At 55.2% G+C, this 24,013-nt stretch carries 25 protein-coding genes; 13 read left to right on the top strand and 12 right to left on the bottom strand.

From position 1 onward, the window contains the following. Window positions 1-46 precede the first annotated feature (46 nt). The gene (locus ACOTXR_RS03025) at window positions 47-436 is read right to left on the bottom strand and encodes a YdeI family stress tolerance OB fold protein (protein WP_014883783.1); all 390 of its coding nucleotides are present in this window, start codon (window positions 434-436) and stop codon (window positions 47-49) included. Between the two features lie 139 nt (window positions 437-575). Between ACOTXR_RS03025 and ACOTXR_RS03020 the strand changes: the two genes are divergently transcribed. From ACOTXR_RS03020 to ACOTXR_RS03005, 4 genes are read left to right on the top strand one after another with little or no spacing between them, the layout of a single operon-like run. Next, the gene (locus tag ACOTXR_RS03020) at window positions 576-1,079 is read left to right on the top strand and encodes a hypothetical protein (RefSeq protein WP_014883784.1); all 504 of its coding nucleotides are present in this window, start codon (window positions 576-578) and stop codon (window positions 1,077-1,079) included. Window positions 1,080-1,088: 9 nt separating this feature from the next. After that, window positions 1,089-1,535 (top strand): DUF421 domain-containing protein, encoded by a 447-nt coding sequence (locus tag ACOTXR_RS03015; protein WP_014883785.1) that lies wholly within the window; start codon window positions 1,089-1,091, stop codon window positions 1,533-1,535. An 11-nt stretch (window positions 1,536-1,546) separates the two neighbouring features. Continuing rightward, window positions 1,547-2,065: a 2-oxo-tetronate isomerase gene (locus ACOTXR_RS03010; RefSeq protein ID WP_014883786.1), complete on the top strand. Its 519-nt coding sequence runs from the start codon at window positions 1,547-1,549 to the stop codon at window positions 2,063-2,065. A gap of 17 nt (window positions 2,066-2,082) precedes the next feature. Beyond that, complete coding sequence (locus ACOTXR_RS03005) at window positions 2,083-3,069, top strand: SDR family oxidoreductase (RefSeq protein WP_058690693.1); 987 nt, start codon at window positions 2,083-2,085, stop codon at window positions 3,067-3,069. Here the strand turns inward: ACOTXR_RS03005 and ACOTXR_RS03000 are convergent, their stop codons facing one another. From ACOTXR_RS03000 to ACOTXR_RS02965, 8 genes are all read right to left on the bottom strand, one after another. Beyond that, window positions 3,070-4,695 carry an alpha-amylase family protein gene (locus tag ACOTXR_RS03000; protein ID WP_078309639.1) on the bottom strand — a complete coding sequence of 542 codons (1,626 nt, stop codon included), beginning with the start codon at window positions 4,693-4,695 and terminating at the stop codon, window positions 3,070-3,072. A gap of 8 nt (window positions 4,696-4,703) precedes the next feature. Continuing rightward, window positions 4,704-5,714: a cytochrome d ubiquinol oxidase subunit II gene (cydB, locus tag ACOTXR_RS02995; RefSeq protein WP_014883788.1), complete on the bottom strand. Its 1,011-nt coding sequence runs from the start codon at window positions 5,712-5,714 to the stop codon at window positions 4,704-4,706. Next, window positions 5,714-7,117, bottom strand: coding sequence for a cytochrome ubiquinol oxidase subunit I (locus ACOTXR_RS02990; RefSeq protein ID WP_014883789.1), 1,404 nt, complete (start codon window positions 7,115-7,117; stop codon window positions 5,714-5,716). The genes cydB and ACOTXR_RS02990 overlap by 1 nt, the downstream gene beginning before the upstream one ends. Window positions 7,118-7,185: 68 nt before the next feature. Beyond that, window positions 7,186-8,058, bottom strand: coding sequence for a manganese catalase family protein (locus tag ACOTXR_RS02985; RefSeq protein ID WP_008502274.1), 873 nt, complete (start codon window positions 8,056-8,058; stop codon window positions 7,186-7,188). Between the two features lie 15 nt (window positions 8,059-8,073). After that, window positions 8,074-8,580, bottom strand: a complete 507-nt coding sequence (locus tag ACOTXR_RS02980; protein ID WP_014883791.1) for a ferritin-like domain-containing protein — start codon at window positions 8,578-8,580, stop codon at window positions 8,074-8,076. Window positions 8,581-8,605: 25 nt separating this feature from the next. After that, window positions 8,606-8,809, bottom strand: coding sequence for a hypothetical protein (locus ACOTXR_RS02975; RefSeq protein ID WP_023335667.1), 204 nt, complete (start codon window positions 8,807-8,809; stop codon window positions 8,606-8,608). 23 nt (window positions 8,810-8,832) lie between these two features. Beyond that, window positions 8,833-9,327: a ferritin-like domain-containing protein gene (locus ACOTXR_RS02970; protein ID WP_421766979.1), complete on the bottom strand. Its 495-nt coding sequence runs from the start codon at window positions 9,325-9,327 to the stop codon at window positions 8,833-8,835. Window positions 9,328-9,426: 99 nt separating this feature from the next. Further along, window positions 9,427-9,612, bottom strand: coding sequence for a general stress protein (locus tag ACOTXR_RS02965; protein WP_014883792.1), 186 nt, complete (start codon window positions 9,610-9,612; stop codon window positions 9,427-9,429). A 427-nt stretch (window positions 9,613-10,039) separates the two neighbouring features. Here ACOTXR_RS02965 and hglS point away from each other — a divergent pair, with 427 nt between their 5' ends. Continuing rightward, window positions 10,040-11,383 carry a 2-oxoadipate dioxygenase/decarboxylase HglS gene (gene hglS, locus ACOTXR_RS02960; protein WP_058690694.1) on the top strand — a complete coding sequence of 448 codons (1,344 nt, stop codon included), beginning with the start codon at window positions 10,040-10,042 and terminating at the stop codon, window positions 11,381-11,383. Between the two features lie 43 nt (window positions 11,384-11,426). Continuing rightward, complete coding sequence (locus ACOTXR_RS02955; RefSeq protein ID WP_047344220.1) at window positions 11,427-12,932, top strand: carboxylesterase/lipase family protein; 1,506 nt, start codon at window positions 11,427-11,429, stop codon at window positions 12,930-12,932. Here ACOTXR_RS02955 and ACOTXR_RS02950 read toward each other — a convergent pair. Continuing rightward, the gene (locus tag ACOTXR_RS02950; protein ID WP_014883795.1) at window positions 12,919-13,761 is read right to left on the bottom strand and encodes a LysR family transcriptional regulator; all 843 of its coding nucleotides are present in this window, start codon (window positions 13,759-13,761) and stop codon (window positions 12,919-12,921) included. The two genes, ACOTXR_RS02955 and ACOTXR_RS02950, sit on opposite strands and share 14 nt — an antisense overlap. Before the next feature lie 114 nt (window positions 13,762-13,875). On the opposite strand from ACOTXR_RS02950, the gene ACOTXR_RS02945 reads away from it, so the two are divergent. From ACOTXR_RS02945 to rimL, 4 genes are all read left to right on the top strand, one after another. Beyond that, a complete protein-coding gene (locus ACOTXR_RS02945) occupies window positions 13,876-15,045 on the top strand; it encodes a pyridoxal phosphate-dependent aminotransferase (RefSeq protein ID WP_058690695.1) in 1,170 nt (389 codons plus the stop codon). Between the two features lie 10 nt (window positions 15,046-15,055). Further along, window positions 15,056-15,829: a transporter substrate-binding domain-containing protein gene (locus ACOTXR_RS02940; protein ID WP_023330389.1), complete on the top strand. Its 774-nt coding sequence runs from the start codon at window positions 15,056-15,058 to the stop codon at window positions 15,827-15,829. A 242-nt stretch (window positions 15,830-16,071) separates the two neighbouring features. After that, entirely contained in the window at window positions 16,072-17,727 is a 1,656-nt protein-coding gene (locus ACOTXR_RS02935) for a glucan biosynthesis protein D (protein WP_421766978.1), read from the top strand. A 105-nt stretch (window positions 17,728-17,832) separates the two neighbouring features. Next, window positions 17,833-18,372, top strand: a complete 540-nt coding sequence (rimL, locus tag ACOTXR_RS02930) for a 50S ribosomal protein L7/L12-serine acetyltransferase (protein ID WP_058690697.1) — start codon at window positions 17,833-17,835, stop codon at window positions 18,370-18,372. Here the strand turns inward: rimL and ydcK are convergent. Further along, window positions 18,367-19,347, bottom strand: a complete 981-nt coding sequence (ydcK, locus tag ACOTXR_RS02925) for a YdcK family protein (RefSeq protein ID WP_047027945.1) — start codon at window positions 19,345-19,347, stop codon at window positions 18,367-18,369. The two genes, rimL and ydcK, sit on opposite strands and share 6 nt — an antisense overlap. Window positions 19,348-19,469: 122 nt before the next feature. On the opposite strand from ydcK, the gene tehA reads away from it, so the two are divergent. Both tehA and tehB read left to right on the top strand, forming a co-directional pair. After that, window positions 19,470-20,471 carry a dicarboxylate transporter/tellurite-resistance protein TehA gene (tehA, locus tag ACOTXR_RS02920; protein WP_058690698.1) on the top strand — a complete coding sequence of 334 codons (1,002 nt, stop codon included), beginning with the start codon at window positions 19,470-19,472 and terminating at the stop codon, window positions 20,469-20,471. Beyond that, window positions 20,471-21,064, top strand: a complete 594-nt coding sequence (tehB, locus tag ACOTXR_RS02915) for a tellurite resistance methyltransferase TehB (protein ID WP_014883802.1) — start codon at window positions 20,471-20,473, stop codon at window positions 21,062-21,064. Before tehA ends, tehB begins: the two co-directional genes overlap by 1 nt. Here tehB and pepT read toward each other — a convergent pair. Then, complete coding sequence (gene pepT, locus ACOTXR_RS02910; RefSeq protein ID WP_058690699.1) at window positions 21,061-22,290, bottom strand: peptidase T; 1,230 nt, start codon at window positions 22,288-22,290, stop codon at window positions 21,061-21,063. The two genes, tehB and pepT, sit on opposite strands and share 4 nt — an antisense overlap. A 111-nt stretch (window positions 22,291-22,401) precedes the next feature. On the opposite strand from pepT, the gene ACOTXR_RS02905 reads away from it, so the two are divergent. After that, complete coding sequence (locus ACOTXR_RS02905) at window positions 22,402-23,997, top strand: ABC transporter substrate-binding protein (protein WP_023338317.1); 1,596 nt, start codon at window positions 22,402-22,404, stop codon at window positions 23,995-23,997. Window positions 23,998-24,013: the final 16 nt, after the last annotated feature.

Genomic DNA, 24,013 nt, shown 5'->3' with positions numbered 1-24,013 from the left:
AGGGGTGAGATTTGATGGATAGTTGCAGCGTTAACGCTTCGCTGAATTATTTCTGCAAACGATCAACACGGACGACGGCAGGAGATGATTTTTTATCAAGCGAACCGTTGATACTGATCATCTGGTCGGGTTTTACCGTTCTGCCGTCGAAGACTGCCTGGGGAATAATAACGTCGATTTTTCCGGTTTTATCCTGGAATACAAACTTATCGCCGCTACCATCAATAAGATTACCACGTAATGAAATTGTCGCACCGTCATGCATTTGTTTTGCCTGATCGATGGTCATAATACGCGCATCATCCGTTCCACGATATCCGCTATCCAGCGCGTGAGGCGGGGGCGGCGCGTCACCTTTTTGTAACCCGCCGTTATTATCTGCCCATGCTGATGGAACCAAAAATATCAAAAAAGCGGAAATAAGTGATAATTTCATCTGATATCCTTCATTTTTGGGTGTCTTGACTTATTAAGTATTGTTGCTATTCCTTTATGTGGCAAATGTGATAAGTCTTAAAAACAATCTCTTTTGAAATCAAAACACTCATAAAATAAGCGAAACGGTGACGACAACCATGAAGCGTGAAAATGAAAAGTTACCCGGGATAGATGAGAGTTATCGCTTGCTCAGGTTTGAATATGCATTTCGCCAGGTGGGTTTTGTGCTGCTTTTAGGTATTATCATCGCAGCGATGGCCGGTCTGTTTTCCAGCGGCATGGTGAGCGACACGTCCAGGACCAATTCTGCTAAATCTCTGACCATTCACTATGAACGTTTTGGCCGTCGGGAGACCGAGTCAAGGATGCAATTTACGTTTCCGGTGAAAACGGCGGGTCACTTCACGCTCAGCATCACCAGCGAGCGCAGCGACGTTTACGAACCCGGCAGCGTCTGGCCGCAGCCGGACAGAATGTATAGCCGTGGGAAAACCCTTTATTTCGTCTATGACACGCTCCAGAAGTCAGACAGGTTCTCCGTGTTGTACTTCACGACCCCGACCCGGGCCGGTAAGTGGAATACTGTCATCCGCGCAAACAACGAGCCGGAGATCACCGTCTGGCAATTTATTTACCCGTAGGAGGCTGATATGGATATGGTCTTTCGTGCGCTGGCGATTTATCTGTTTCTCGTGGTGGTATTTAAAGTGGCGGGGCGACGCGCGCTGCTACAGATGACCAGCTTTGACCTTATTCTACTGTTAATTATTAGTGAAGCCACGCAGCAGGCGCTTCTGGGGCAGGACTTTTCTGTCACCGGGGCGATGATAACGATTACCACGCTGGTGGTAGTGGATATTCTCTTTGGGTTGATGAAGAAATATTTTTCCCCGGTGGAAAATATTCTGGATGGTAATCCCGTCATTCTGGTAGAGAATGGCGTGCCGTTAGCGGATAAACTCAAAAAAGTCGACGTATCCTGTGATGATATTCTGGTGTCAGCGCGTCAGAATAATGGCATTACAAAAATGAGTGAAATCAAATATGCCATATTCGAACGTAATGGGCATATTTCAATCATTCCTTTTGAGAAATAAGAGGCGGCAAAATGAGCAATCTTTTTCACGACGATCATTATACCGTAAGTGAATTAACGAAAAAGCTGGCGAGTAAATTAACCGATGCCGGGCTGCGCTTAACCACGGCGGAATCCTGTACGGGGGGAAAGCTCTCGGTCGCGTTGTGCGCAGAAGAGAACACCGCCGATTTTTATGATGTCGGGCTGGTGGTGTTCAGCGATGAAGCAAAAGCGCGGATCCTCGGCGTGCGTTCTGAAACGCTGGCGCGCTATACCGCCGTCAGCGAACCGACGGTGGGCGAGATGGCCGCCAGTATCCGCGATATGGCCCAGGCGGATATCAGCATTGCCATCAGCGGATACGCAGGCCCTGAAGGGGGCGACGATGGGACGGCGGCAGGGACGGTCTGCTTTGGCTGGAATATTTGCGGCGAGACGAAAACCCGCACCGTTCTTTTCTCCGGTGACTGTCAGGACGTGGTGGAAAAAGCGGTGCATTTTGCGCTGGCTGAACTGGTAACAACCTTGTCGGACGACAATATCGGGTAAATTCACGTGGAGGTTGTATGGCTGTCATAGTGATTACTGGCGGGACGGCGGGCGTGGGGAAAGCCACGGCACTGCACTTTGCAAAGGCGGGCTACGATGTGGGACTTATCGCCCGCGATGAAGCCAGCCTGCACTCCACTCAGGAGGAATTAAAGCGCTTTGGGGTCAATGCCCACGCGGTGCAGGCGGACGTCGCCGACAGTCAGGCGGTGGTGGATGCCGCTAACGAGATTGAGTATCGCCTTGGGGCGATTGACGTGTGGGTTAACAATGCCATGGGCGCCGTGCTGGCACCGTTTCGCACCCTTACGCCGGATGAGTTTCGTCGTGTGACTGACGTGACCTACCTCGGCTTTGTCAACGGCACTCGCGCCGCGCTGGAGCTGATGGTGCCCCGCGACAGAGGCGTGATTATCCAGGTGGGATCCGCGCTGGCCTACCGTTCCATTCCTTTACAGTCCGCTTACTGTGGCGCCAAAGCGGCGATCCGCGGCTTCACCGATGCGGTGCGTACCGAACTGATGCATGAAAACAGCCGGGTTCAGCTTTCGATGGTTCAGATGCCGGGGCTTAACACGCCGCAGTTCGAATGGGCGAGGAATAAGTTCGCCTGGGCGATGCGCCCGGTGCCACCGGTTTTTGAGCCCGAAGTCGCCGCCCGCGCCATCTTTAAGGTTGCACAAAAACCGGTACGGGAACTGTGGGTGGGAAGCTGCACGATTCAGTCGATCGTCGGGCAATTTCTTTTCCCGGGTTTACTTGACCGGCTAATGGTTAAAAAAGCCTGGGAAGGTCAGATGACCGACGATCTGAACGCACCGGATCGCCGGGACTATCTTGACCAGCCGGTTAATGATCTGCACAAAATTCATGGCCGTTTTACAGACGAGGCGAAGAACCGAGCCCCGTCCGTCACCTCCGGTATGCCTGGCAAGGTGGCGCTGGGCGCCCTCGCGGTGGCGGGGATTATGCTGACCCGCCTGATAATTCGAGGGAGAAGATAATCAGCGCAGCGCGCTACGGTGGGTCCAGAACCAGCGGTAACCGTAGCCGCCAAGAGTGAGCTCGACGGTTTTGCCGCACACCAGCGCGTCGTCGTAGCGTTTGTCCGCGAGACAGGCGGTCCAGGTGGCATTGCGGATCCCTTTTGCGGCGAACTTCACCGGATGGTCGCTGAAGTTGACGAAGGTCAGGATGCTGCGTTCATCGGTCTCGTAATACAGCCCCAGCACCGCGTCGTGATCGAGGGTAATGAGACGAAAGGGCGCAACGGCAATTTCGGGGAACTCTGAGCGGGTATTGGCAATATCCATGATTCGGTGCAGAAGCGAGTTGCGGTGAAGCAGCGAATCAGCGACGTTGATTTTCTGATAGCGATACGGGCCGCGATCGATGATGGGGGCAATAAATTTTTCCGGATTGGCCGCGGAAAAACCGCCCCCCGTCGATCCGGCCCACTGCATGGGCGTACGAACGGCGTAACGCTCTTCCAGTTCCAGGTCGTCGCCCATGCCGATCTCATCCCCGTAGCGCATCACCGGGACACCCGGCAGGGAAAAGAGCACGGCGTGACAGAACGCCAGCCGCTTGTGATCGCCATTCAGCATCGGCGCCAGGCGGCGGCGGATCCCGCGCTGATAGACGTTCATCTCTTCGTCAGGGGCGAAGGTATCAAGGACAAACTGCTTATCTTTCTGACTAATGCCCTCCAGATCCAGCTCGTCATGATTGCGCAGCCAGTTGGCAAAACAGCATGAGTCGGGCGGGACGATCATCTTTTTCACCGCATTACGCAGCGGACGGGCGCTTTTCCTCGCCAGGCTGACGTAGAAATACTTATTGAGCCAGAAATTGAGCACCAGATTCAGGCGATCGTTATTGCCGAAGTAGTCTTTATACGTCTTGACGTCGACGTCGACTTCACCCAGCAGGATCGCGTCTGGATTACGTTGCTCAATAAGACTGCGCATATGCTCCAGGATCCACAGCCCTTTTTTTTCGTCACCGTTTCCTGCCTGTCTGGTGAGGTGGGTGGCGGCATCCAGGCGAAAGCCCGACACCCCCAGCTTAAGCCAGAACAGAATGATGTTCTCAATCTCTTTAAGTACCGCAGGCGAGGTCAGGTTCAGATCCGGCTCATGGCGATAAAACATATGCCGGTAGTACTGTCCCGCCTCGTCGTCCCAGCTCCAGACGCTCTTTTCCACGCCGGGAAACATTGGGGGCGTGTCGTCATCGTCGTTGTCCGACCAGAGGTAGTAATCACGATAGGGGGATGCCGGGTTTCGGCGGGCCTGCTGGAACCACGGATGCGCGTCTGAGGTATGCTGGATCAGCAGCTCAATAATGACCTGCATGCCCAGCTCCCTGGCCTGTTCGATAAAGGCGATGATATCGGCCAGTTTACCGAAGCGCGGATCCACCTGCAGATGGTCGCTGACGTCGTAGCCTTCGTCCAGAAAGGGGGTGAGGTAAAATGGGGTGATCCAGATAACCGTCGCGCCCATGCGGCGGATATAACGCAGCTTGGCCGCAATTCCGGCGATGTCTCCACAACCATCGCCGTTCATATCATAAAACAGTGCGGTATCAATTTGATAAATAATGGCCCGTGTATGCCAGTCTGTCATAGCGTTCCTCAGTGATAGCCTTCAGTATCCGACACTTTGCCCCGGAAGACGTAGTAGCTCCAGGCGGTGTACACCAGAATCACCGGAATGATCAGCAGGGTGCCGACCAGCATAAACAGCTGGCTGGCGGGCGGTGCCGCGGCTTCCCACAGGGTGATATGGGGCGGAATAATGTTTGGCCACAGGCTGATACCCAGGCCGCTAAAACCGAGGAAGATCAGCCCCAGCGTGAGCAGGAAGGGACGCGAGTGGCTGGCCGGGTTGCGGGTCAACCGCCAGATCAGCACCGTAAACAGCCCAACCAGCAGGGGAACCGGCAGGAACCAGAAGAAGTTGGGCAAGGTAAACCAGCGGTCGGCCACGTACTGCCAGCCAAGCGGCGTCCAGACGCTGACTACCGCAATAACCACCACCAGTGCCAGCAGCACGTGGCGCGTCAGCTCGCGCATGCGGTTTTGCAGTGCGCCTTCACTTTTCATTATGAGCCAGGTGGTCCCCAGCAGCGTATAGGCAACGACCAGTCCGATGCCGCAGAAAAGATTGAAGGGCGTCAGCCAGTCAAGCGCAGAGCCGACAAAGCGCCGGCCTTCTACGTCAAAGCCATTAATCACCGCCCCTACGACGATCCCCTGGCTGAAGGTGGCGAGCAAGGACCCGCCTGCGAAGGAGTAGTCCCAGAATTTGCGGTGTGAGGGCGTCGCTTTAAAACGGAACTCAAAGGCGACGCCGCGAAAGATGAGGCCGATGAGCATGGCGGTGAGGGGGATGGTCAACGCATCAATAATCACCGCGTAGGCCAGCGGAAACGCGCCGAACAATCCCGCGCCGCCGAGTACCAGCCAGGTTTCGTTACCGTCCCACACCGGGGCCACGCTATTAACCATCACATCGCGTTCCCTGGCATCGCCCACGAAGTTGAACAGCAGACCGATGCCCAAATCAAAGCCATCCATAATGATGTACATCAGCGTGGCAAAGACGATGATGGCAAACCAGATAACAGCGATATCAACGCCCATCAGATTCTCTCCTGTTCTGAAACGGACTCCGCGGCAGACAGCGGACGGGCGGGAGTGCCCGACGTGTTTGACGTCAGCGTATCGACGGGCTGCGGACCTTTCTTAATCAACCTGATGAGGTAAACATACCCCACGCCGAACACCGACGAGTAGACAACGAAGAAGGCCAGCAAGCTGATGCTCATTTGCAGAGTACTGTGCAGGGAGACCGCATCAATCGTGCGTAGATAACCATAGACCACCCACGGTTGACGGCCCACTTCGGTGGTTACCCAGCCGGCGAGCAGCGCCAGCAGCCCCGCTGGCCCCATGCAGAGCGCAAACCAGTGGAACGGGCGCGAGTGGAAAAGCCGGTGACGGTAGCGTAGCCAGAGGCTGAGCAGACCGAGGGTAATCATCAGCAGCCCCATCCCGACCATGATGCGGAACGACCAGAAAACGATGGTCGAGTTTGGGCGATCTTCTTTCGGGAAATCTTTCAGGGCCGGAACCTGTTTATCCAGGCTATGCGTCAGGATCAGGCTTCCGAGCGCGGGGATCTCGAGGCCGTATTTGGTGCGTTCCTCCTCCATATCCGGCAGGCCAAACAGCAGCAGTGGGGTGGCCTCGCCGGGCGGATTTTCCCAGTGTCCCTCAATGGCGGCGATTTTGGCGGGCTGATGCTCAAGCGTGTTCAGGCCGTGCATATCGCCCACCACCGCCTGGATGGGGGCGACCAGCAGCGCCATCCACATGGCCATCGAGAACATGGTTCGGATGGCGGGCGTATCGTTACCGCGCAGCAGGTGCCAGGCACCCGACGCGCCGACAAACAGCGCGCTGCTCAGAAACGCGGCAATAGCCATATGAATCAGGCGATAAGGGAAGGAGGGGTTAAAGACGATTGCCAGCCAGTCTTGAGGAATGACCTGTCCGTTCTCGATGGTGAACCCCTGCGGCGTATGCATCCAGCTGTTGGAGGCGAGGATCCAGAAGGTCGACATTAAGGTGCCGAGCGCGACCATGCAGGTGGAAAAGAAGTGCAGGCCCGGGCCAACCTTATTCCAGCCGAACATCATTACCCCCAGGAAACCGGCTTCCAGGAAGAAAGCGGTTAAGACTTCATAGGTGAGGAGTGGACCGGTGATACTGCCCGCGAACTGTGAGAATCCGCTCCAGTTGGTGCCAAACTGGTACGCCATGACCAATCCGGAAACGACCCCCATACCGAAGTTAACGGCAAATATCTTTAGCCAGAAGTGATACAGCGATCGCCAGACGTCGTTTTTGGTGCGCAGCCACATGCCCTCCAGCACAACCAGATAGCTGGCGAGGCCGATGGTGATCGCAGGAAAAAGGATATGAAACGAGACGGTAAAAGCGAACTGAATTCTGGCCAGATGGAACGCGTCGAGTTCGAACATGGTCCGTACCTCTGAAACGATGGGGCACGAGAATTGCCGGGCAGTTTATGGCTGCCCGGCAAAACCGATTACGGTTTAGTCTTACCGGCACCCAGCTCGGCACCGGTCAGCGGGTCGGAATGTGGATCGGACTTCGTACGGGCAGACATCGCCTTGACCAGGGTTGCCTGTTCGGTTGTGAGCGTGACGCTTGCGCTGCCATCGCCGCCGTCAACCGCAGGCTGGGGGGACTCAACGTAATCGAAATGTTTATCGCTGTTCCAGCTTCCGCGAACCTCTCCACCTTCAGACATATTGTAGTACTTGTTGGTGAATTCCTCGATTGGCGGCAATTTTCCCGGCGGGAAATTATTACGGATAGACTGCAGCGCCTTCTCAAAGGAGAGCTGATGCGCCGCCTCGCGCGTCATCAGAAACGCCAGGGCATCCTTTACGCCGGGATCGTCGGTCACGTTGATCAGACGTTCATAGATGATTTTCGCTCTGGCCTCTGCTGCCACGTTTGAGCGCAGGTCCGCCGTTGGCTCGCCGATGGTGTCCACGTAGGCCGCCGTCCAGGGCACGCCCGCAGAGTTAGTGAGCGGGGTGCCACCACCGTAGAGCAGGGAGGTAATATGGCTGTCATTGCCGTTTTCGGTCATGGACCGATACAGCTCGGCCTCGTTTTCCACCCCTTCCGCCAGCGCGCCTTTCGCGCCTTTATTCAGCATGCCCACCAGGGTACCGATGATTTCGAGGTGGCTTAACTCCTCGGTCGCAATATCCATCAGCATATCTTTACGGCCCGGATCGTCATCGCTCAATCCTTGCGTAAAGTACCGGCAGGCGGCAGCCAGTTCGCCCTGCGGCCCACCGAACTGTTCCAGTAAAAGATTGGCGAGGCCTGGGTTCGGTTCAGCAACGCGAACCGTGTATTGCAGCTGTTTAACGTGTCGGAACATGGCGATTCTCCCTGATTATTTTTTTGCTTCGACGCCCGATGCGTCTGAACGCAGCAGGAACTGTTCCGTGGTCTGCGGAATATGACGAATCAACCAGTCGGCCATTTCGCGCTCTTCGGCGAGGATCGTTTCAATAGCGGGTATCGAGGCGGTATCGCCCGCTTTTTTCGCCGCCGCGAGCAGGGAGGTATAGCAGGCGATTTCAAACTGTTCGAAAACATAGCCGCTGATCGACCCCTTAACGATCTCATCAGACGGGAACATGCCGCCGATGGACTGCCCCAGCGCCGCCATTTTGCTCATCGAGTCTTTTAAAACTGAACGAGAAATATCATTCCGGTCGAGGATTTCTTCCAGCAAGGTAATTTGCCGTTTTGTCTCATTAATATGTTGCTCAATTCTGGCGCGAACATCAGGATAATTATCGATACGGCTGGCCATGGATTCCAGCATTGACTCAGCTTGCTTTTCCATCGCATGGGCATCGCGTAGCCAGTCATGGTAGTGTTCTACGTGATTCATCATTATATCCTCATTTGGGGTTCGCTTATTTGGTCTCACTTTCAGCAGCCTGATCGGCACGCGCGGCACTGTAGCCAGACAAATGGCCGACAATATTAGCGTAGATGCTGATGATAATGACCCATAGTACGCTGCTCTTCCACCATATTACGGAAGGGATAGCGAGAATGAACCATATTATAGCTGCCGTTAAATGGCACCGTTTAATTGTCCTGGGACTGATGCTCATTTTATTTAACCTGTGTTATAGCGTCATTTTTGCGCTTTTTGGTTAATATTTCCTACGGCCAGATCGGTGAGTTTAAGGTCGGTTTTTTTTTCTTCTTCCAGTGTTTCTGCAAGAAGCTTAACGGCTTTTTTATAGCCAAGCTGCTCTGCCAGGGTGGCAAGGGTACCGTAGCTGGCAATTTCGTAATGCTCCACTTTTTGGGCTGCGGCAATTAACGCGGCATCACGCACTTCATTTTTTTCCGTGCTTTCGATGACTTCGTTCGCCTCTTCAATTAAGCCTTCCATTGCCACGCATTTCATGCGCTTGAGCTTGATACCGTCTTCCTGCTCGATAATCTGATCGATGCGTTCGATCTGACCCTGCGTCTCCTCGAGGTGTGCGGTAAAGGCGGTGCTCAGTTTCTCACTGGACGCGGCACGCGCAAGCTTGCTTAATGCCCGGGTAAGTTGCTTTTCCGCACTGTAGGTATCAGAGAGAAGATGAATAAATACGTCCTCTATACTTTTCATATTCATAATTATTACGCTCCGGTAAAGGGTAAATAAAGAATGATTACTGCGAGCTTTTCAGCCCGCAGCATACTCTCAGATTTTATAAAAGAGTATTAAATTAAATCAGGAGTTATCAGATTTACGGCCTCCGCCGTGACTATTCTGTCCTCCTTTTTTACCCGCTTCTGATGCGCGTTGCGGATCGTTTTTAAAGTTCCCACCGCTATGCTGGCCACCTTTACGTCCAGCTTCTGATGCTTTTTCACGGTCTTGCGCGAAATTACCGGAACCACCACGATGCTCTGCCATATTAAACCTCATATTCATATATTGGTTATGTCAGTACGATACGAATATATTCCGTATCACTCGTCGTTCGAGTAATAACTCTAGTCGCTGTGCGCTATTCGTCAAATGCGCTTTGCTATTTGCGGTATCGTTATTTTGAAATAATGACGGCTTTACGCTTCGCTTACCTGGAAAATATGAAGGAGTGGGAAGGACTTGTAAACGAAGGGTGGGATTAGTCCTAAGTTTCCACTAAAAATTTGAAAGCTGAGGGTAAATAATAATGGCGCACCGAATGCGATTAATTTGTCGTCAGGAAGGGCTGTGCAGGCGACGGTAGCACACGGTTTGACCACTGTCGTCTTAAGATCACAAATCAGAAATTCTTCCCCCCGGAAGGAACGGGTTTCTCTACACTCCAGGTAATATTCACTGGAGGCATGACATCATGGCGAACACCATCACGGCTGATGATATTCGGGAACATTTTTCGCAGGCTATGTCGGCGATGTACCAGCAGGAAGTTCCGCAGTACGGCACGTTGCTCGAACTGGTCGCGGACGTAAACCTGGCGGTTCTGGAAAATAACCCGCTATTACATGAACAACTGGCGAACGCCGATGAACTTGCCCGTCTGAACGTGGAGCGCCACGGCGCGATCCGCGTCGGCACGGCGCAAGAGCTTTCCACCCTGCGTCGTATGTTTGCCATTATGGGCATGTATCCGGTCAGCTATTACGATCTCTCTCAGGCGGGGGTGCCGGTTCACTCAACGGCGTTTCGTCCGGTAGATGATGCGGCGCTGTGCCGGAATCCGTTTCGTATCTTTACCTCACTGCTGCGCCTTGAGCTGATAGAAAACGTCCCGCTACGCGAGCGCGCGGCGGAGATCCTTGCTCAGCGGAACATTTTTACCCCGCGCTGTCTGGCACTTCTCGATCTCTGGGAATCAGAAGGGCAGTTTACTGACGTCCAGGCGCGTGAGTTTGTTCAGGAAGCGCTGGAAACCTTCCGCTGGCACCGCCATGCGACGGTCGATCAGGAAACTTATCTGGCACTGCATAACGAACATCGCCTGATTGCGGATGTGGTCTGCTTCCCGGGGTGCCATATTAACCACCTCACGCCGCGCACGCTGGATATTGACCGGGTGCAGGAGCTGATGCCGAAGTATGGTATTGAGCCCAAAATTCTGATCGAAGGGCCGCCGCGTCGTGACGTGCCCGTGTTATTGCGTCAAACCAGCTTCAAGGCGCTCGAAGAGCCGGTGCTGTTTGCCGGTGAACATAAGGGCACCCACACCGCCCGCTTCGGTGAAATAGAACAGCGCGGCGTGGCGCTGACGCCGAAAGGCCGTGAACTGTACGATAGCCTGCTGGCTAAGGCCGGTACCGGCAAAGATAACCTGACGCACCAGCTTCATTTGCGTGAGATTTTCAGCGCCTTCCCGGACAGCGAGCTGTTAATGCGCCGCCAGGAACTGGCTTATTTCCGCTACCGTCTGACGCCCGCCGGGGAAGCCCATCGTCATGCGTTCCGTCCCGGCGACGATCCGCAGCCGCTGATTGAGCGCGGGTGGGTCGTTGCCCAGCCGATTACCTACGAAGATTTTCTTCCGGTCAGCGCCGCCGGGATTTTCCAGTCCAATCTCGGGAATGAAACTCAGGCGCGCAGTCACGGTAATGCCAGCCGCGACGCGTTTGAAGCCGCGCTCGGCTGCCCGGTGTATGACGAATTCACCCTCTATGAGGAGGCTGAAACGCGCAGCAAACAGCGTTGCGGTTTGCTCTGAAACCGTTACTCTGCAGGGGTGTGATGGAAAAAATAAGGTCGTTATGCAAAATCCTTCCGCCCCTGTGGTTGAAACGCGCCAGGGCGCACTGACTGGTTTAACCGATGAAAACGTCCACCGCTGGTGCGGTATTCCCTATGCTGCACCGCCAGTGGGTGACTGGCGCTGGCGCTCACCGCGTCCACCAGAACGCTGGGATGGCGTTCGCGATGCCACTGCCTTTTCGGCCTCAAGCTGGCAAAGCAGCGAGTATTGTCAGGAGCTGGGCGGGGGCGATCCCGGCCAGTTCTCTGAAGACTGTCTCTATCTGAATGTCTGGTCCCCCGTCGACCGCCCGGGATCGCTCCCGGTGATGGTCTGGCTGCACGGGGGCGGGTTTACGATTGGTGCCGGTGGCTTGCCACCGTATCACGGCAAATCCCTGGCCGCGCGCGGCGTGGTTGTGGTCACGATTAACTACCGTCTCGGCCATCTCGGCTTTTTCGCCCATCCCGCGCTGGAGGGGGAAGAAGAGCGGGTAGTGCATAATTTTGCTCTGCTTGATCAGATTGCCGCGCTTGAATGGGTGCGGGAGAATATCACCGCGTTTGGGGGCGACCCGCATAACGTGACCCTGTTTGGTGAGTCCGCTGGCGCCCGCAGCGTGCTGTCGTTGCTGGCCTCGCCGCTGGCGGAAGGGCTGTTCCACAAGGCGATAGTCCAGAGTGGATATACCTTGCCCGACACGCCGCGCCAGCAGGCGCTGCAAAAAGGGGAAGCACTGGCCGCCCATTTTGGGCTGGAAAACGCGACGGCAGAGCAGCTGCGCGCGATCCCGCCTGAGTCATTCTGGCCGCTGACCGCGCCACTCAACATCGCCCCGGCGCCGATCGTCGGGGATTGCGTCCTGCCGGAGGCCATGCTGGATGTCTTTTTCGCTGCCCGCCAGCACCCTGTGCCGGTGATGATAGGTTCTAACAGCGATGAAGCCAGCGTCATGGCGGTGTTTGGCATCGATCTCGCCGGGCAAATCCAGAAGCTTCGCCGGGAGCGTCGTTTTGGGCTGGGGCTCATCAAGCTGCTTTATCCGGGTGTGAAAGGCGACGAAGAGCTGGGCAGACAGGTGTGTCGCGATATGGCGTTTACCACCATGGGCTATGTCGTGATGCAGGCGCAGCAGCGTGTCGGCGGGCTTTGCTGGCGTTACTGGTTTGACTATGTCGCTGAAGCGGAGCATGCCACCTATATCAACGGCGCGTGGCATGGCAATGAAGTGCCCTACGTGTTCGATACCCTCGGCCAGGTGGAGCCTTCACGTCAGTATGTCAACGAACGGGATTTACAGTTTGCTGCCAGGGTAGCCGATTACTGGGTAAGCTTTGCGCGCGATGCCGGAACGCATGATAGCCTGTCGGGGCCGACGCACTGGCCCGCGTGCCGTAAAGGGCGGGACGTGCTGCTACGTATCGGTGTGAATAAACATGCAGGTTTCCGGCTTGAAAACCGCTTTATGCGCGCGCGCATGAGCCTCTTTAAACGGGTGATGAAGCACCACGTCAGCCTCGATTAAGTAAACAGGCGCGAAACGCCGCCAGACCATTTTCTTCGTCAGGCGTTTCGCGCAGCACCAGCCGGTAGCTCGCGCCGGTTTTTACGCTTGTCTCATAGGGCCGCATCAGCCTTCCGGCACCCACATCTTCTGCCACCAGCGTTTCGTCGGCAATGGCGACGCCCAGCCCCTGAATGGCGGCGGTAATGGCGAGATCCATCGTATCGAAGTGTTGATTTTTGTGCATAACAAACCCGGGACCTTCCTGCTTCGCCAGCCACAGTGACCAGTCGGTCTTATCCCGCGTTGGGTGAAGGAACGTCAGTGAACCCAGCGTTGTACCTGCCCGCACCGGGCTGATGACCGGCGTGAGCGCCTCTTCGAACAGCAGATCGCCTGCGCTCATATGCGTGCCAAACACAATGGCCGCGTCGTAAGATTCGGTTTTGAAATTGACGTTATGATCGGTGGTGGTCGTCAGCGCGATCTGCAGATCCGGATGCGCGTGCTCCACCTCCAGCAAGCGCGGTACCAGCCAGCGCATGGCGCAGGTGGGGGCCTTAAGCCGGATCACGGTATGCTGGCTACGGGCCTGGTCGGCCACGGTCAGCAGCTGTTCGAAAGTGGATTGCAGCTCCGGAAGCAGGGCGCTGCCCTGCGGTGATAGGCGCAGCCCGCGGGCGTGGCGCTCAAACAGCGGAAAGCCAAACCACGCCTCAAGGGAGGCGATCTTACGGCTCACGGCCCCCTGGGTCAGACACAGCTCTGCGGCGGCATGGGTAAGATTCAGATGACGCGCGGTGACTAAAAATGCGTCGATGGCGTTAAGGGGGAGCGAACGGCGAGACATTGAAACACCTCAGCTATGCATTTTTCTCATGGCTATTATGACAACAATTCGATTGTCCCGGCAACGCACTTGTTGTTTGAATAGTTATGCAATGTCCATGAGAAGGGAAAGAGGATGACTTTACGAACGCCGGTACAAACGCGCTCCAAACTGCCAGATGTGGGGACCACCATTTTTACCGTTATCGGCCAGCTTTCGGCACAGCATAACGCCATTAACCTTTCTCAGGGCGCACCGAATTTTTCCTGTGACCCGAAACTGATTGCAGGCGTCACCCGAGCGATGGCGTCAGGGCATAACCAGTACGCGGCGATGACCGGCCTGCAGCCGCTGAAAGAACGCATTGCCGATAAAATTGCCACGCTCTACGGCACGCAGTATGACCCTGCCAGCGAGGTGCTGGTGACCGCCAGCGCCAGCGAAGGGCTCTATTCAGCGATAAGCGGTCTCGTGCACCCCGGTGATGAGGTGATCTACTTAGAACCGTCCTTTGACAGCTACGCGCCGATTGTCCGTCTGCAGGGGGCTACCCCGATTGCTATCAAACTCACGGTGCCGGATTTTGCCGTCAACTGGGATGAGGTGCGTGCCGCGATCACCCCGCGCACGCGCATGATCATCATTAACACGCCGCACAACCCGAGCGGTCAGGTTTTCACGGCCAATGACCTGCAACAGCTGGCGGCGCTGACGCGCCAGACCGACATCATTATTTTGTCTGACGAAGTGTACGAACACGTGGTTTTTGACGGTGAACCGCATCATGGAATGGCCACGCACCCGCAGCTGGCGGAGCGCAGCGTGATTATTTCATCTTTCGGAAAAACCTATCACGTCACCGGCTGGCGCGTAGGGTATTGTGTCGCCCCGGCGGTACTGATGGATGAGATTTGTAAAGTCCATCAATTTTTAATGTTCTCTGCCGATACGCCAATGCAGTACGCCTTTGCGGAGCATATGGTCGATCCGCAAACCTGGCTCTCGCTGTCGGCGTTTTACCAGCGTAAGCGCGATCTGCTGCACGGTCTGCTGGCCGATTCGCCGTTTACCCTGCTACCGAGCGCCGGGTCGTTCTTCATGCTGGCGGATTACAGCGCGTTCAGCGATGAGCGCGACAGCGAGCTGGTGAAACGGCTGATCGTGGAGTACGGCGTTGCCACCATTCCGCTGTCGGCGTTTTATGCGGACGGTACGGATAATAAATTGATTCGTCTCTCTTTTGCGAAAGATGAGGCGACGTTACGGGCAGGTGCCCAGGCCCTGTGTCGGGTTAAATCACGCTGAGGAGTATAAGATGAAATTACGCGCGTTAGTCGTCGGCATGGGATTGCTGTGTACCTTTTCGTCCTTCGCGGCGACCGAGCTGCGTTATGGTCTGGAAGCGGAATATCCGCCGTTTGAAAGCCGTAATGCCTCAGGCGAACTGGAAGGGTTTGACGTTGAGCTGGGGAATGCCATTTGCAAAGCGGCAGCGCTGAAGTGCAGCTGGGTGGAAACCTCGTTTGACGCGCTGATCCCGGGCCTGGTGGCGAAGAAATTCGACGCCATTAATTCGGCGATGAATATCACCGAGCAGCGCCGCAAGAGCATTGATTTTACCCAGCCGATTTACCGCATTCCGTCGCAGCTGGTCGGCAAGGCCGGTACGGCGGTAGAAGCGACCCCAGAAGGGCTCAAGGGGAAAACCATTGGCGTGCTGCAGGGCTCAATTCAGGAAACCTATGCGAAAGAGCACTGGGAAAAGCAGGGTGTCACCGTGGTGTCTTATAAAGATCAGAATATGGCCTGGGGCGACCTGCTTAATGGCCGTATCGACGCCTCGCTGGTGATGTCCGCGGCCGGGCAGGCAGGTTTCCTCAGCAAGCCGCAGGGGAAAGGGTTTGGCTTCATCGGCAAACCGGTGTCTGACGACACTATCCTCGGGAGTGGGATCGGTTTTGGGTTGCGTAAAGGTGACGAGGCCACCAAAAAGCAGCTTGATGCCGCGATTGATAAAGTGCGTGCCGACGGCACGATCGCTAAACTCGCTGATAAGTACTTTCCGGGTATCGATGTCAGCGTAAAATAACCGCCTCATTAGCCCCGGTGACTGATGTCGCACCGGGGCATTTTTCTACACATTTTCCAGGCTTTCTTTACACCACTTTCGGGCCGTTCTGGTCGACAGAAAATATTTCTCACTTTGTTCATATAATCACCGGGCAACAATTGGATTCTTAACCATTTTTGTTTAGGCTGTGCGTTCTTTCTTGCCGTCATTTCGCCGAGCGCGAAACACATTCACACGACCATAAGGACGTTTTTCCAGGCATGAATCGCAGACGTTTTCTAAAAGGCTCGCTGGCAGTGGTAGCCCTGAGCGGCACCTCTGGCCTTGCTTCCCTGTTTTCCAAAGCGGCATACGCTGCTGACTCTGACATCGCTGACGGTCAGAGCCGTCGTTTTGACTTCTCCGTACTGCAATCCATGGCGCATGACCTGGCGAAAACCCCGTGGGGTGGTGCGCCACGTCCGCTGCCGGACACGCTGGCCACCATGACGCCGCAGGCGTACAACGCCATCCGCTACGATGAGAAGCAGTCTCTGTGGAACAACATTGAAGGGCGTCAGTTGGACGTGCAGTTCTTCCATATGGGAATGGGGTTCCGCCGCCGCGTGCGGATGTTCTCGCTGGACCAGTCGACCTCTATGGCGCGTGAGATCCACTTCCGACCGGAGTTGTTCAGCTACGGTGAAACCGGTGTGGATACCAAACAGCTGGAAGGGCAAAGCGATCTTGGCTTTGCAGGCTTCCGCGCCTTTAAGGCGCCGGAACTGGCGCGTCGCGATATCGTCTCTTTCCTCGGCGCAAGCTATTTCCGTGCGGTTGACGATACCTACCAGTACGGCCTTTCCGCGCGCGGTCTGGCGGTAGACACCTTTACTGACACGCCGGAAGAGTTCCCGGACTTCACCTCCTTCTGGTTTGAAACCGTTAAGCCAGGTGACACCACGTTTACCGTCTATACGCTGCTGGACAGCCCGAGCATTACCGGTGCCTATAAGTTCGTGATCCACTGCGAGAAGAGCCAGGTGATCATGGAGGTGGAAAACCACCTCTATGCGCGTAAAGACATTAAACAGCTCGGCATCGCGCCGATGACCAGTATGTTCAGCTGCGGCAATAACGAACGACGCATGTGCGACACCATTCACCCGCAAATCCATGACTCAGACCGTCTGGCGATATGGCGCGGCAACGGAGAGTGGATCTGCCGTCCGCTGAACAACCCGCAGAAGCTGCAGTTCAACGCCTATATGGACAAAAACCCAAAAGGGTTTGGTCTGCTGCAGCTGGATCGTGATTTCTCGCACTATCAGGACGTGATGGGCTGGTATAACAAGCGTCCAAGCCTGTGGGTAGAACCGCGCAACGACTGGGGTAAAGGCGCGGTTGGTCTGATGGAGATCCCGACCACCGGTGAAACGCTGGATAACGTGGTCTGCTTCTGGCAGCCGGAGAAAACGGTGAAAGCGGGCGACGAGCTGGACTTTAAATATCGCCTGTACTGGAGCGCAATGCCGCCGGTGCGTTCCCCGCTGGCTAATGTTTTCGCCACCCGCACCGGCATGGGCGGTTTCCCGGAAGGCTGGGCGCCAGGTGAAAATTACCCGAAAGTGTGGGCGCGCCGCTTTGCTATCGACTTTGTCGGTGGCGACCTGAAGGCCGCTGCGCCAAAAGGCATCGAGCCGGTGATTACTCTCTCCAGCGGTGAGGCGAAGCAGGTTGAGATCCTGTACGTAGAACCGTTTGACGGTTATCGCATTCTGTTTGACTGGTACCCAACCTCGGATTCGACCGAGCCGGTAGATATGCGCCTGTTCCTGCGCTGTCAGGGGGATGCCATCAGTGAAACCTGGCTGTATCAGTATTTCCCGCCAGCGCCGGATAAACGTCACTACGTTGATGATCGGATAATGCGTTAATCCTTGTGGGATTGTGCCGGGTGGCGCTAACGCTTACCCGGCCTACAAATGCGTCCAGAGTAGGCCGGGTAAGGCGCAGCCGCCACCCGGCAATTGAGGGGCACCATGTCTGCAGAAATTATCCCCGTTACCCAGAATATCGAGCTTCGCGCCGTCGAAGAGCGCTATACCGCCGATCTCCATCACCTCGTCGTCAAAAACAAAACCTGGCTGCAAACCGCCTTTGACTGGGCGCAGCACGTGGGCGCGGAAGAGGATACCCGCCGCAATGTGCTAAGTAACCAGATGCTGCACCAGCGCGGCTACGCCAAAATGTTTTTGATCTTCCGGGATGATGCGCTGGTCGGCGTGCTGTCGTTTAATTCGATAGAGCCTGCCAACAAAGCGGGTTATATCGGTTACTGGCTGGACGAGGCGCATCAGGGGAAGGGGATCCTCTCTCAGTCATTGCAGGCGTTTATGCGCTATTACGCTGAGCGCGGCGAGATCCGCCGTTTTGTGATTAAGTGTCGGGTGGCGAATCAGAGCAGCAACAACGTTGCCCGGCGCAACGGTTTTACGCAGGAAGGGTGCCTGCTGGAAGCGGAATACCTGAATGGCCGCTTTGACGATGTGAACATCTACGGGAAGATTTTTACCCTATAACGCCCCCAGCAGCGGTGTGCGGGTGATGCGCTGGTCGCCGTTAATCACCTTTTCGCCACGCAGGTGAATGCTCTCACCCGAAAAGGCTTCAATGACCGCATCGTCGGTGATTTCAACCCGATGCTCGATCAACACATCGCCGCTGATCCGGGCGCGTCCCTGAATCACCACTTTATCGTCAAGCATGATCGGCCCCCCGCGCAGCCATGCCTGACCGCCGATCAGGACGTGGTGCTTAATGACGCAGTTGCCTTCCACGACGGCATTTTCCGCCACCTGCGAACTGTAGCGCACGGTGGGGATGGCGTCGTCGTCGAAACCGGCAATCAGACGGGCGTTACCGTATACCTTTGCGCAGTCGCACACCCAGACGTTATTGAGATCGTTCCCTTCGAGGATCGCACTGTCGAATACCTCAGCGCGGTGTTCAATAAACGCATTGTTCACCATCGCTTCGCCGTAGATCTGTGCCTGATGCACAACGCGCGACCGGCTTACCGTCGCTTTGTCATAGATTTGCAGGATCTGGTCGTGGTCCGGCGTCAGTCCTTTGGCGGCGATGATGACGCTGTTATGCAGGATGCGCGCGTCGCCGAAGATGTGGCACTCGCCCCGCACGCAGGAGTGCTGAATGGTGACGTTGTCACTTATCCGCGCGCCGTGACTGACTTCGGCGCTGTCCAGCCAGCAGTGACCGCTGATGCGGGCGTCATGGCTGACGGTACAGGGCAGGGTCAGGCGCGCGTGATCCGACACGGTAGCACCGGCGAACACCACGCTGTTCTCGTCATAGATCCAGCAATCCCCATTCTGTGACAGGGCGCGCGCGTCATCAATCCAGCCACCTTTCGTACCGGCCGTGACATCGTTAAAATCTGCCGTGGCGATGATCTGCCGTAAGGTTGTCGTGTGGGTTGTTTCGCCGCTTTTCCATTGCCAGAGGCGGGTTTCATCGCTGAGCCGGTACTTTTTCATCGTGTGATCCCTGATAAGCGTCTTCACTAAACGTAGCAAACTTTTGGTTTTTCGTTGTGCTGGCATCCGTTGCGGAAACCCCTTAAAATGGCATTTAAAATACATTTTAAAAATTAAAATTAATGGATAAATTCAATCCCCCACAGAAAGTGCTTAACTTGCCCGCTGGGTATTTTGGCATGGTGCTTGGCATCATTGGCATGGGTTTCGCTTGGCGATACGCCAGCACGCTCTGGCCGGTGACACAGTGGCCGGGTGATGCGCTGGTGGCCCTTGCCGTTACGTGCTGGTTTTTGCTGACGGTGGCCTTTATCATCCGCGCGATCCGTTTCCCGCGCAGCGTGCTGGCAGAGATGAGGCATCCGGTGATGAGTAGCTTTGTCAGTCTTTTTCCGGCGACGACGATGCTGGTCGCCATCGGTTTTGTGCCCTGGTGCCGCCCGATTTCAGTCGTGCTTTTTGGCGTGGGGGTGGTGACACAGCTGTCTTATTCCGCCTGGCAAAGCGCGGGACTCTGGCGCGGCAACCATCCGCAAGAAGCTACGACGCCGGGTTTATATTTGCCAACCGTGGCGAATAATTTTATTAGCGCCATGGCGTGCGGCGCCCTGGGGTTTAACGACGCCGGTTTCGTGTTCCTGGGGGCGGGTGTCTTCTCCTGGCTCAGCCTGGAGCCGGTTATACTTCAGCGCCTTCGCAGTGCCGGAGAACTTCCGACCGCGCAGCGCACCTCTTTGGGGATTCAGCTTGCGCCCGCGCTGGTGGCCTGTAGCGCCTGGTTTAGCGTTAACGGCGGTGAAGCCGACACCTTTGCCAAAATGTTGTTCGGTTATGGCCTGTTGCAACTGCTGTTTATGCTGCGTCTGTTGCCCTGGTACGTATCCCAGCCGTTTAATGCTTCTTTCTGGAGTTTCTCCTTTGGTATATCCGCACTGGCAACCACCGGGCTGCATCTGGGGCACAGCAGCCCGTCGGGCTTTTTCCACGTGATTGCCGTACCGCTTTTTATCTTCACCAACGTCATCATTGGGATCCTGTTGGTCCGTACTTTTATTCTGCTGCTTCAGGGCAAACTTCTGCTGCGCACTGAAAAAGCACTGCTTATGCAATCTGAGGAAAAATAATGTCCGTCGATGAAAATTACTTCACAGAGAAATATGGTTTAACCCGTACACACTCAGAGGTGGTGTACAGCGCGGGGATCGTGAAACCGGGTAAAACCCTGGATCTGGGCTGTGGCAATGGCCGTAACAGCCTTTATCTGGCGGCCAACGGGTACGAGGTCACTGCCTGGGATAAAAATCCGATGAGCATCGATAATATCGAGCGCATCAAAGCGGCAGAAGGCATTGAGAATCTTCACTCGGCCATCAAGGATCTCAACAACCTGAGCATTGACGGCGAGTATGACTTTATTCTGTCCACCGTGGTGCTGATGTTCCTGGAGGCAAAAACCATTCCGGGTCTTATCGCCAATATGCAGCGTTGCACCAAACCTGGCGGTTATAACCTGATCGTTGCCGCGATGGACACGGCGGATTATCCGTGCACCGTCGGCTTCCCGTTTGCGTTTAAAAGCGGTGAACTGAGCAACTACTATGAAGGCTGGGAGTTGCTCAAATACAACGAAGAGGTTGGCGAACTGCACCGCACCGATGAACACGGCAACCGCATCAAGCTGCGCTTTGCTACGATGCTGGCGCGCAAGCCTGCTTAACGCGCGGCCAGCAGGCAGAGTTGCAGGGCAGTGTGGTAAGACGCCTCGAACGACGACAGCGGCAAGAATTCAAACTTCGAATGGAAGTTATGCGCGCCGGTGAAGAAGTTCGGGGTGAGCAACCCTTTTGCCGAGAGCGCTGCGCCGTCTGTACCGCCGCGCATCGGCGTCGGTTTTGGGGTGATACCCAGTGATTCCATCGCCGCAAACATCAGATCGATGGCACGCCTGTCTTCGCCAATTGCATTGCTGATATTGCTGTAAGTCTCTTCAATGTGATAGTCCACTTTTGCCGTCGGATACCGGGCGGCGATCCGTGCGGTGACATCAGCAATCTGCTGCTTGCGGGAAGCAAAGTTGTCCTTGTCAAAGTCCCGAATATTGGCCTTCAGAACGGCCTCGTTCTGCCCGGCCTGAATGCCGTTAAACCAGATGTAGCCTTCACGGCCCTCCGTGCACTCTGGCGTTTGCTGGCGGTCAAACTGGCTGATAAAGTCGGTCGCCATTAATAACGGGTTTACCAGCACCCCTTTAGCAGACATCGGGTGCGCCGTTACGCCGGTAAAGCGGATCTCAGCGGCTGCCGCATTAAAATTCTCATAGACAATCTCCCCCAGCTCGCAGCAGTCGATGGTCCAGGCAAAGTCGACGTCAAAGCGTTTCAGATCTAACGCTTTTGCCCCCTTAAGGCCAGTCTCTTCGTCGGGTACAAACGCGACCACAATGTCGCCATGTTTATGCTCAGAGGTCAGGTTTTCCAGCACGGTCATGACCACGGTCACCGCTGCTTTATTATCTGCGCCTAATACGCTGGTACCGTCGCTGAAAATAATCTCTTCATTCGGGTAAGACAGAATTTCCGGATGCTCACTTACCCGTAGCCAGATCCCTTTCTCTTTATTCAGACAGAGATCTTCACCGGTAAAAGTTAATATTTGTGGATGAATATCCGGCGATAATCCCACGTCCACGGTATCAATGTGAGTAATAAATCCAATGCGCGGTGCGCCGGGTACATTACCTTTTTTAACCGCCGTTACCGTGGCGAATTCGTCGATCACAATGTCGTCTAAACCCAGCTGTGCCAGCTCCTGCGCCAGCTCTCGTGCCATCTCGTGCTGCCCCGGTGTTGAGGGTAAGGTTTTGACGCTGGGATCGCTCTGACTGGTGATGGCGAGATAACGGAAAAAGCGATGTGTTAATTGTCTGGAAAGCGGCGTGCCCATAGTGTTTTCTTCCTTATTTATTTTGCGGGTGTTTGCCACATCACTTTAATGTTATTTATGAAATGGCAAAAGAATTAATTAGCCGTCGAATTAAAAAGACAGGAATAAATGATGACAAGCAAACGCACAACATTAATGCTGGCACTTGCTGCGCTTACGGTCAGTTCCTCCGTTGCCGCGAAAACGCTGGTGTATTGCTCCGAAGGGTCACCGGAAAATTTTAATCCTCAGTTATATACCTCAGGCACCAGCGTGGATGCCAGCGCCGTACCGGTCTATAACCGGCTGGTCGATTTCAAACCCGGCACCACAGAACTGGTGCCGAGCCTGGCAGAGCGCTGGGAGGTGAGCGATGACGGTAAGGTTTACACCTTCCATCTGCGCCAGGGCGTGAAATTTCAGAGCAATAAATCCTTCACGCCGACCCGGGATTTTAACGCCGATGACGTGATCTTCTCGTTTATGCGCCAGAAAGACGTCAATCATCCTTATCACAACGTCTCTAACGGCAGCTACTCCAACTTTGAAAGCCTGGAGTTTGGCAGCCTGATAACCGCCATTGATAAAGTCGATGACCACACCGTGCGCTTTACCCTGGCACACCCGGAAGCGCCGTTTGTCGCCGATCTGGCCTGGTATTTTGCCTCGATTCTCTCTGCCGAGTATGCCGATGCGATGCTGAAAGCAGGCACGCCGGAGAAGGTGGATATGGAGCCGATCGGCACCGGGCCGTTTAAGCTGGCGCAGTATCAAAAAGATTCCCGCATCCTGTTCACGGCGTTTGCCGACTACTGGCAGGGCAAATCAAAGCTGGACCGGCTGGTGTTTACCATCACGCCGGATGCCTCCGTACGTTCTGCCAAAATTGAAAAGAACGAGTGTCAGGTAATGCCGTTCCCGAACCCGGCGGACCTGCCGCGCATGAAAGCCAATAAAAATATTAACCTGATGAGCAAAGCCGGGTTGAATACCGGTTTCCTGGCGTTTAATACGCAAAAACCGCCGCTGGATAATGTGAACGTCCGCCGGGCGCTGGCGATGGCCATCAATAAGCCCGCCATTATCGACGCGGTGTTCCACGGCACCGGAACCGTCGCGAAAAATCTGTTGCCGCCCGGCGTCTGGAGCGCCAACAGCGAGCTAAAGGATTACGCGTACGATCCTGAAAAAGCAAAAGCGTTGCTGAAAGAGGCGGGTCTTGCTAACGGCGTGAGCATTGACCTGTGGGCGATGCCGGTGCAGCGGCCCTATAACCCGAATGCGAAACGTATGGCCGAGATGATTCAGGCTGACTGGGCGAAAATCGGCGTACAAACCCACATTGTCACTTACGAATGGGGAGAATACCTCAAGCGGGTGAAGGGCGGGGAGCATCAGGCTGCGCTGATGGGCTGGACGACCGCAACGGGCGATCCTGACAACTTCTTTGGTCCGCTGTTTACCTGTACGTCGGCAAATGGCGGCTCCAATTCGGCGAAATGGTGCTATAAACCGTTTGATAACCTCATCGCCGAAGCAAAATCGATAACCGATCACGATAAACGTGTGGCGCTGTATCAAGAGGCCCAGCAGATGATGCATGACCAGATGCCGGCGGTCATGATTGCCCACTCAACGATTTTCGAGCCGGTGCGCAAGGAGGTGAAAGGCTACGAAATCGATCCGTTTGGCAAACATATCTTCTGGCAGGTGGATATCAATCCGTAATTTTTCGCTGCCCGGT

It is taken from the genome of Enterobacter cloacae complex sp. IR53030 (genome assembly GCF_049238365.1).
Lineage (GTDB): Bacteria > Pseudomonadota > Gammaproteobacteria > Enterobacterales > Enterobacteriaceae > Enterobacter > Enterobacter kobei.
Note: the sequence above shows the minus strand (reverse complement) of the source record. Positions and strands in the feature narration are given on the sequence as shown.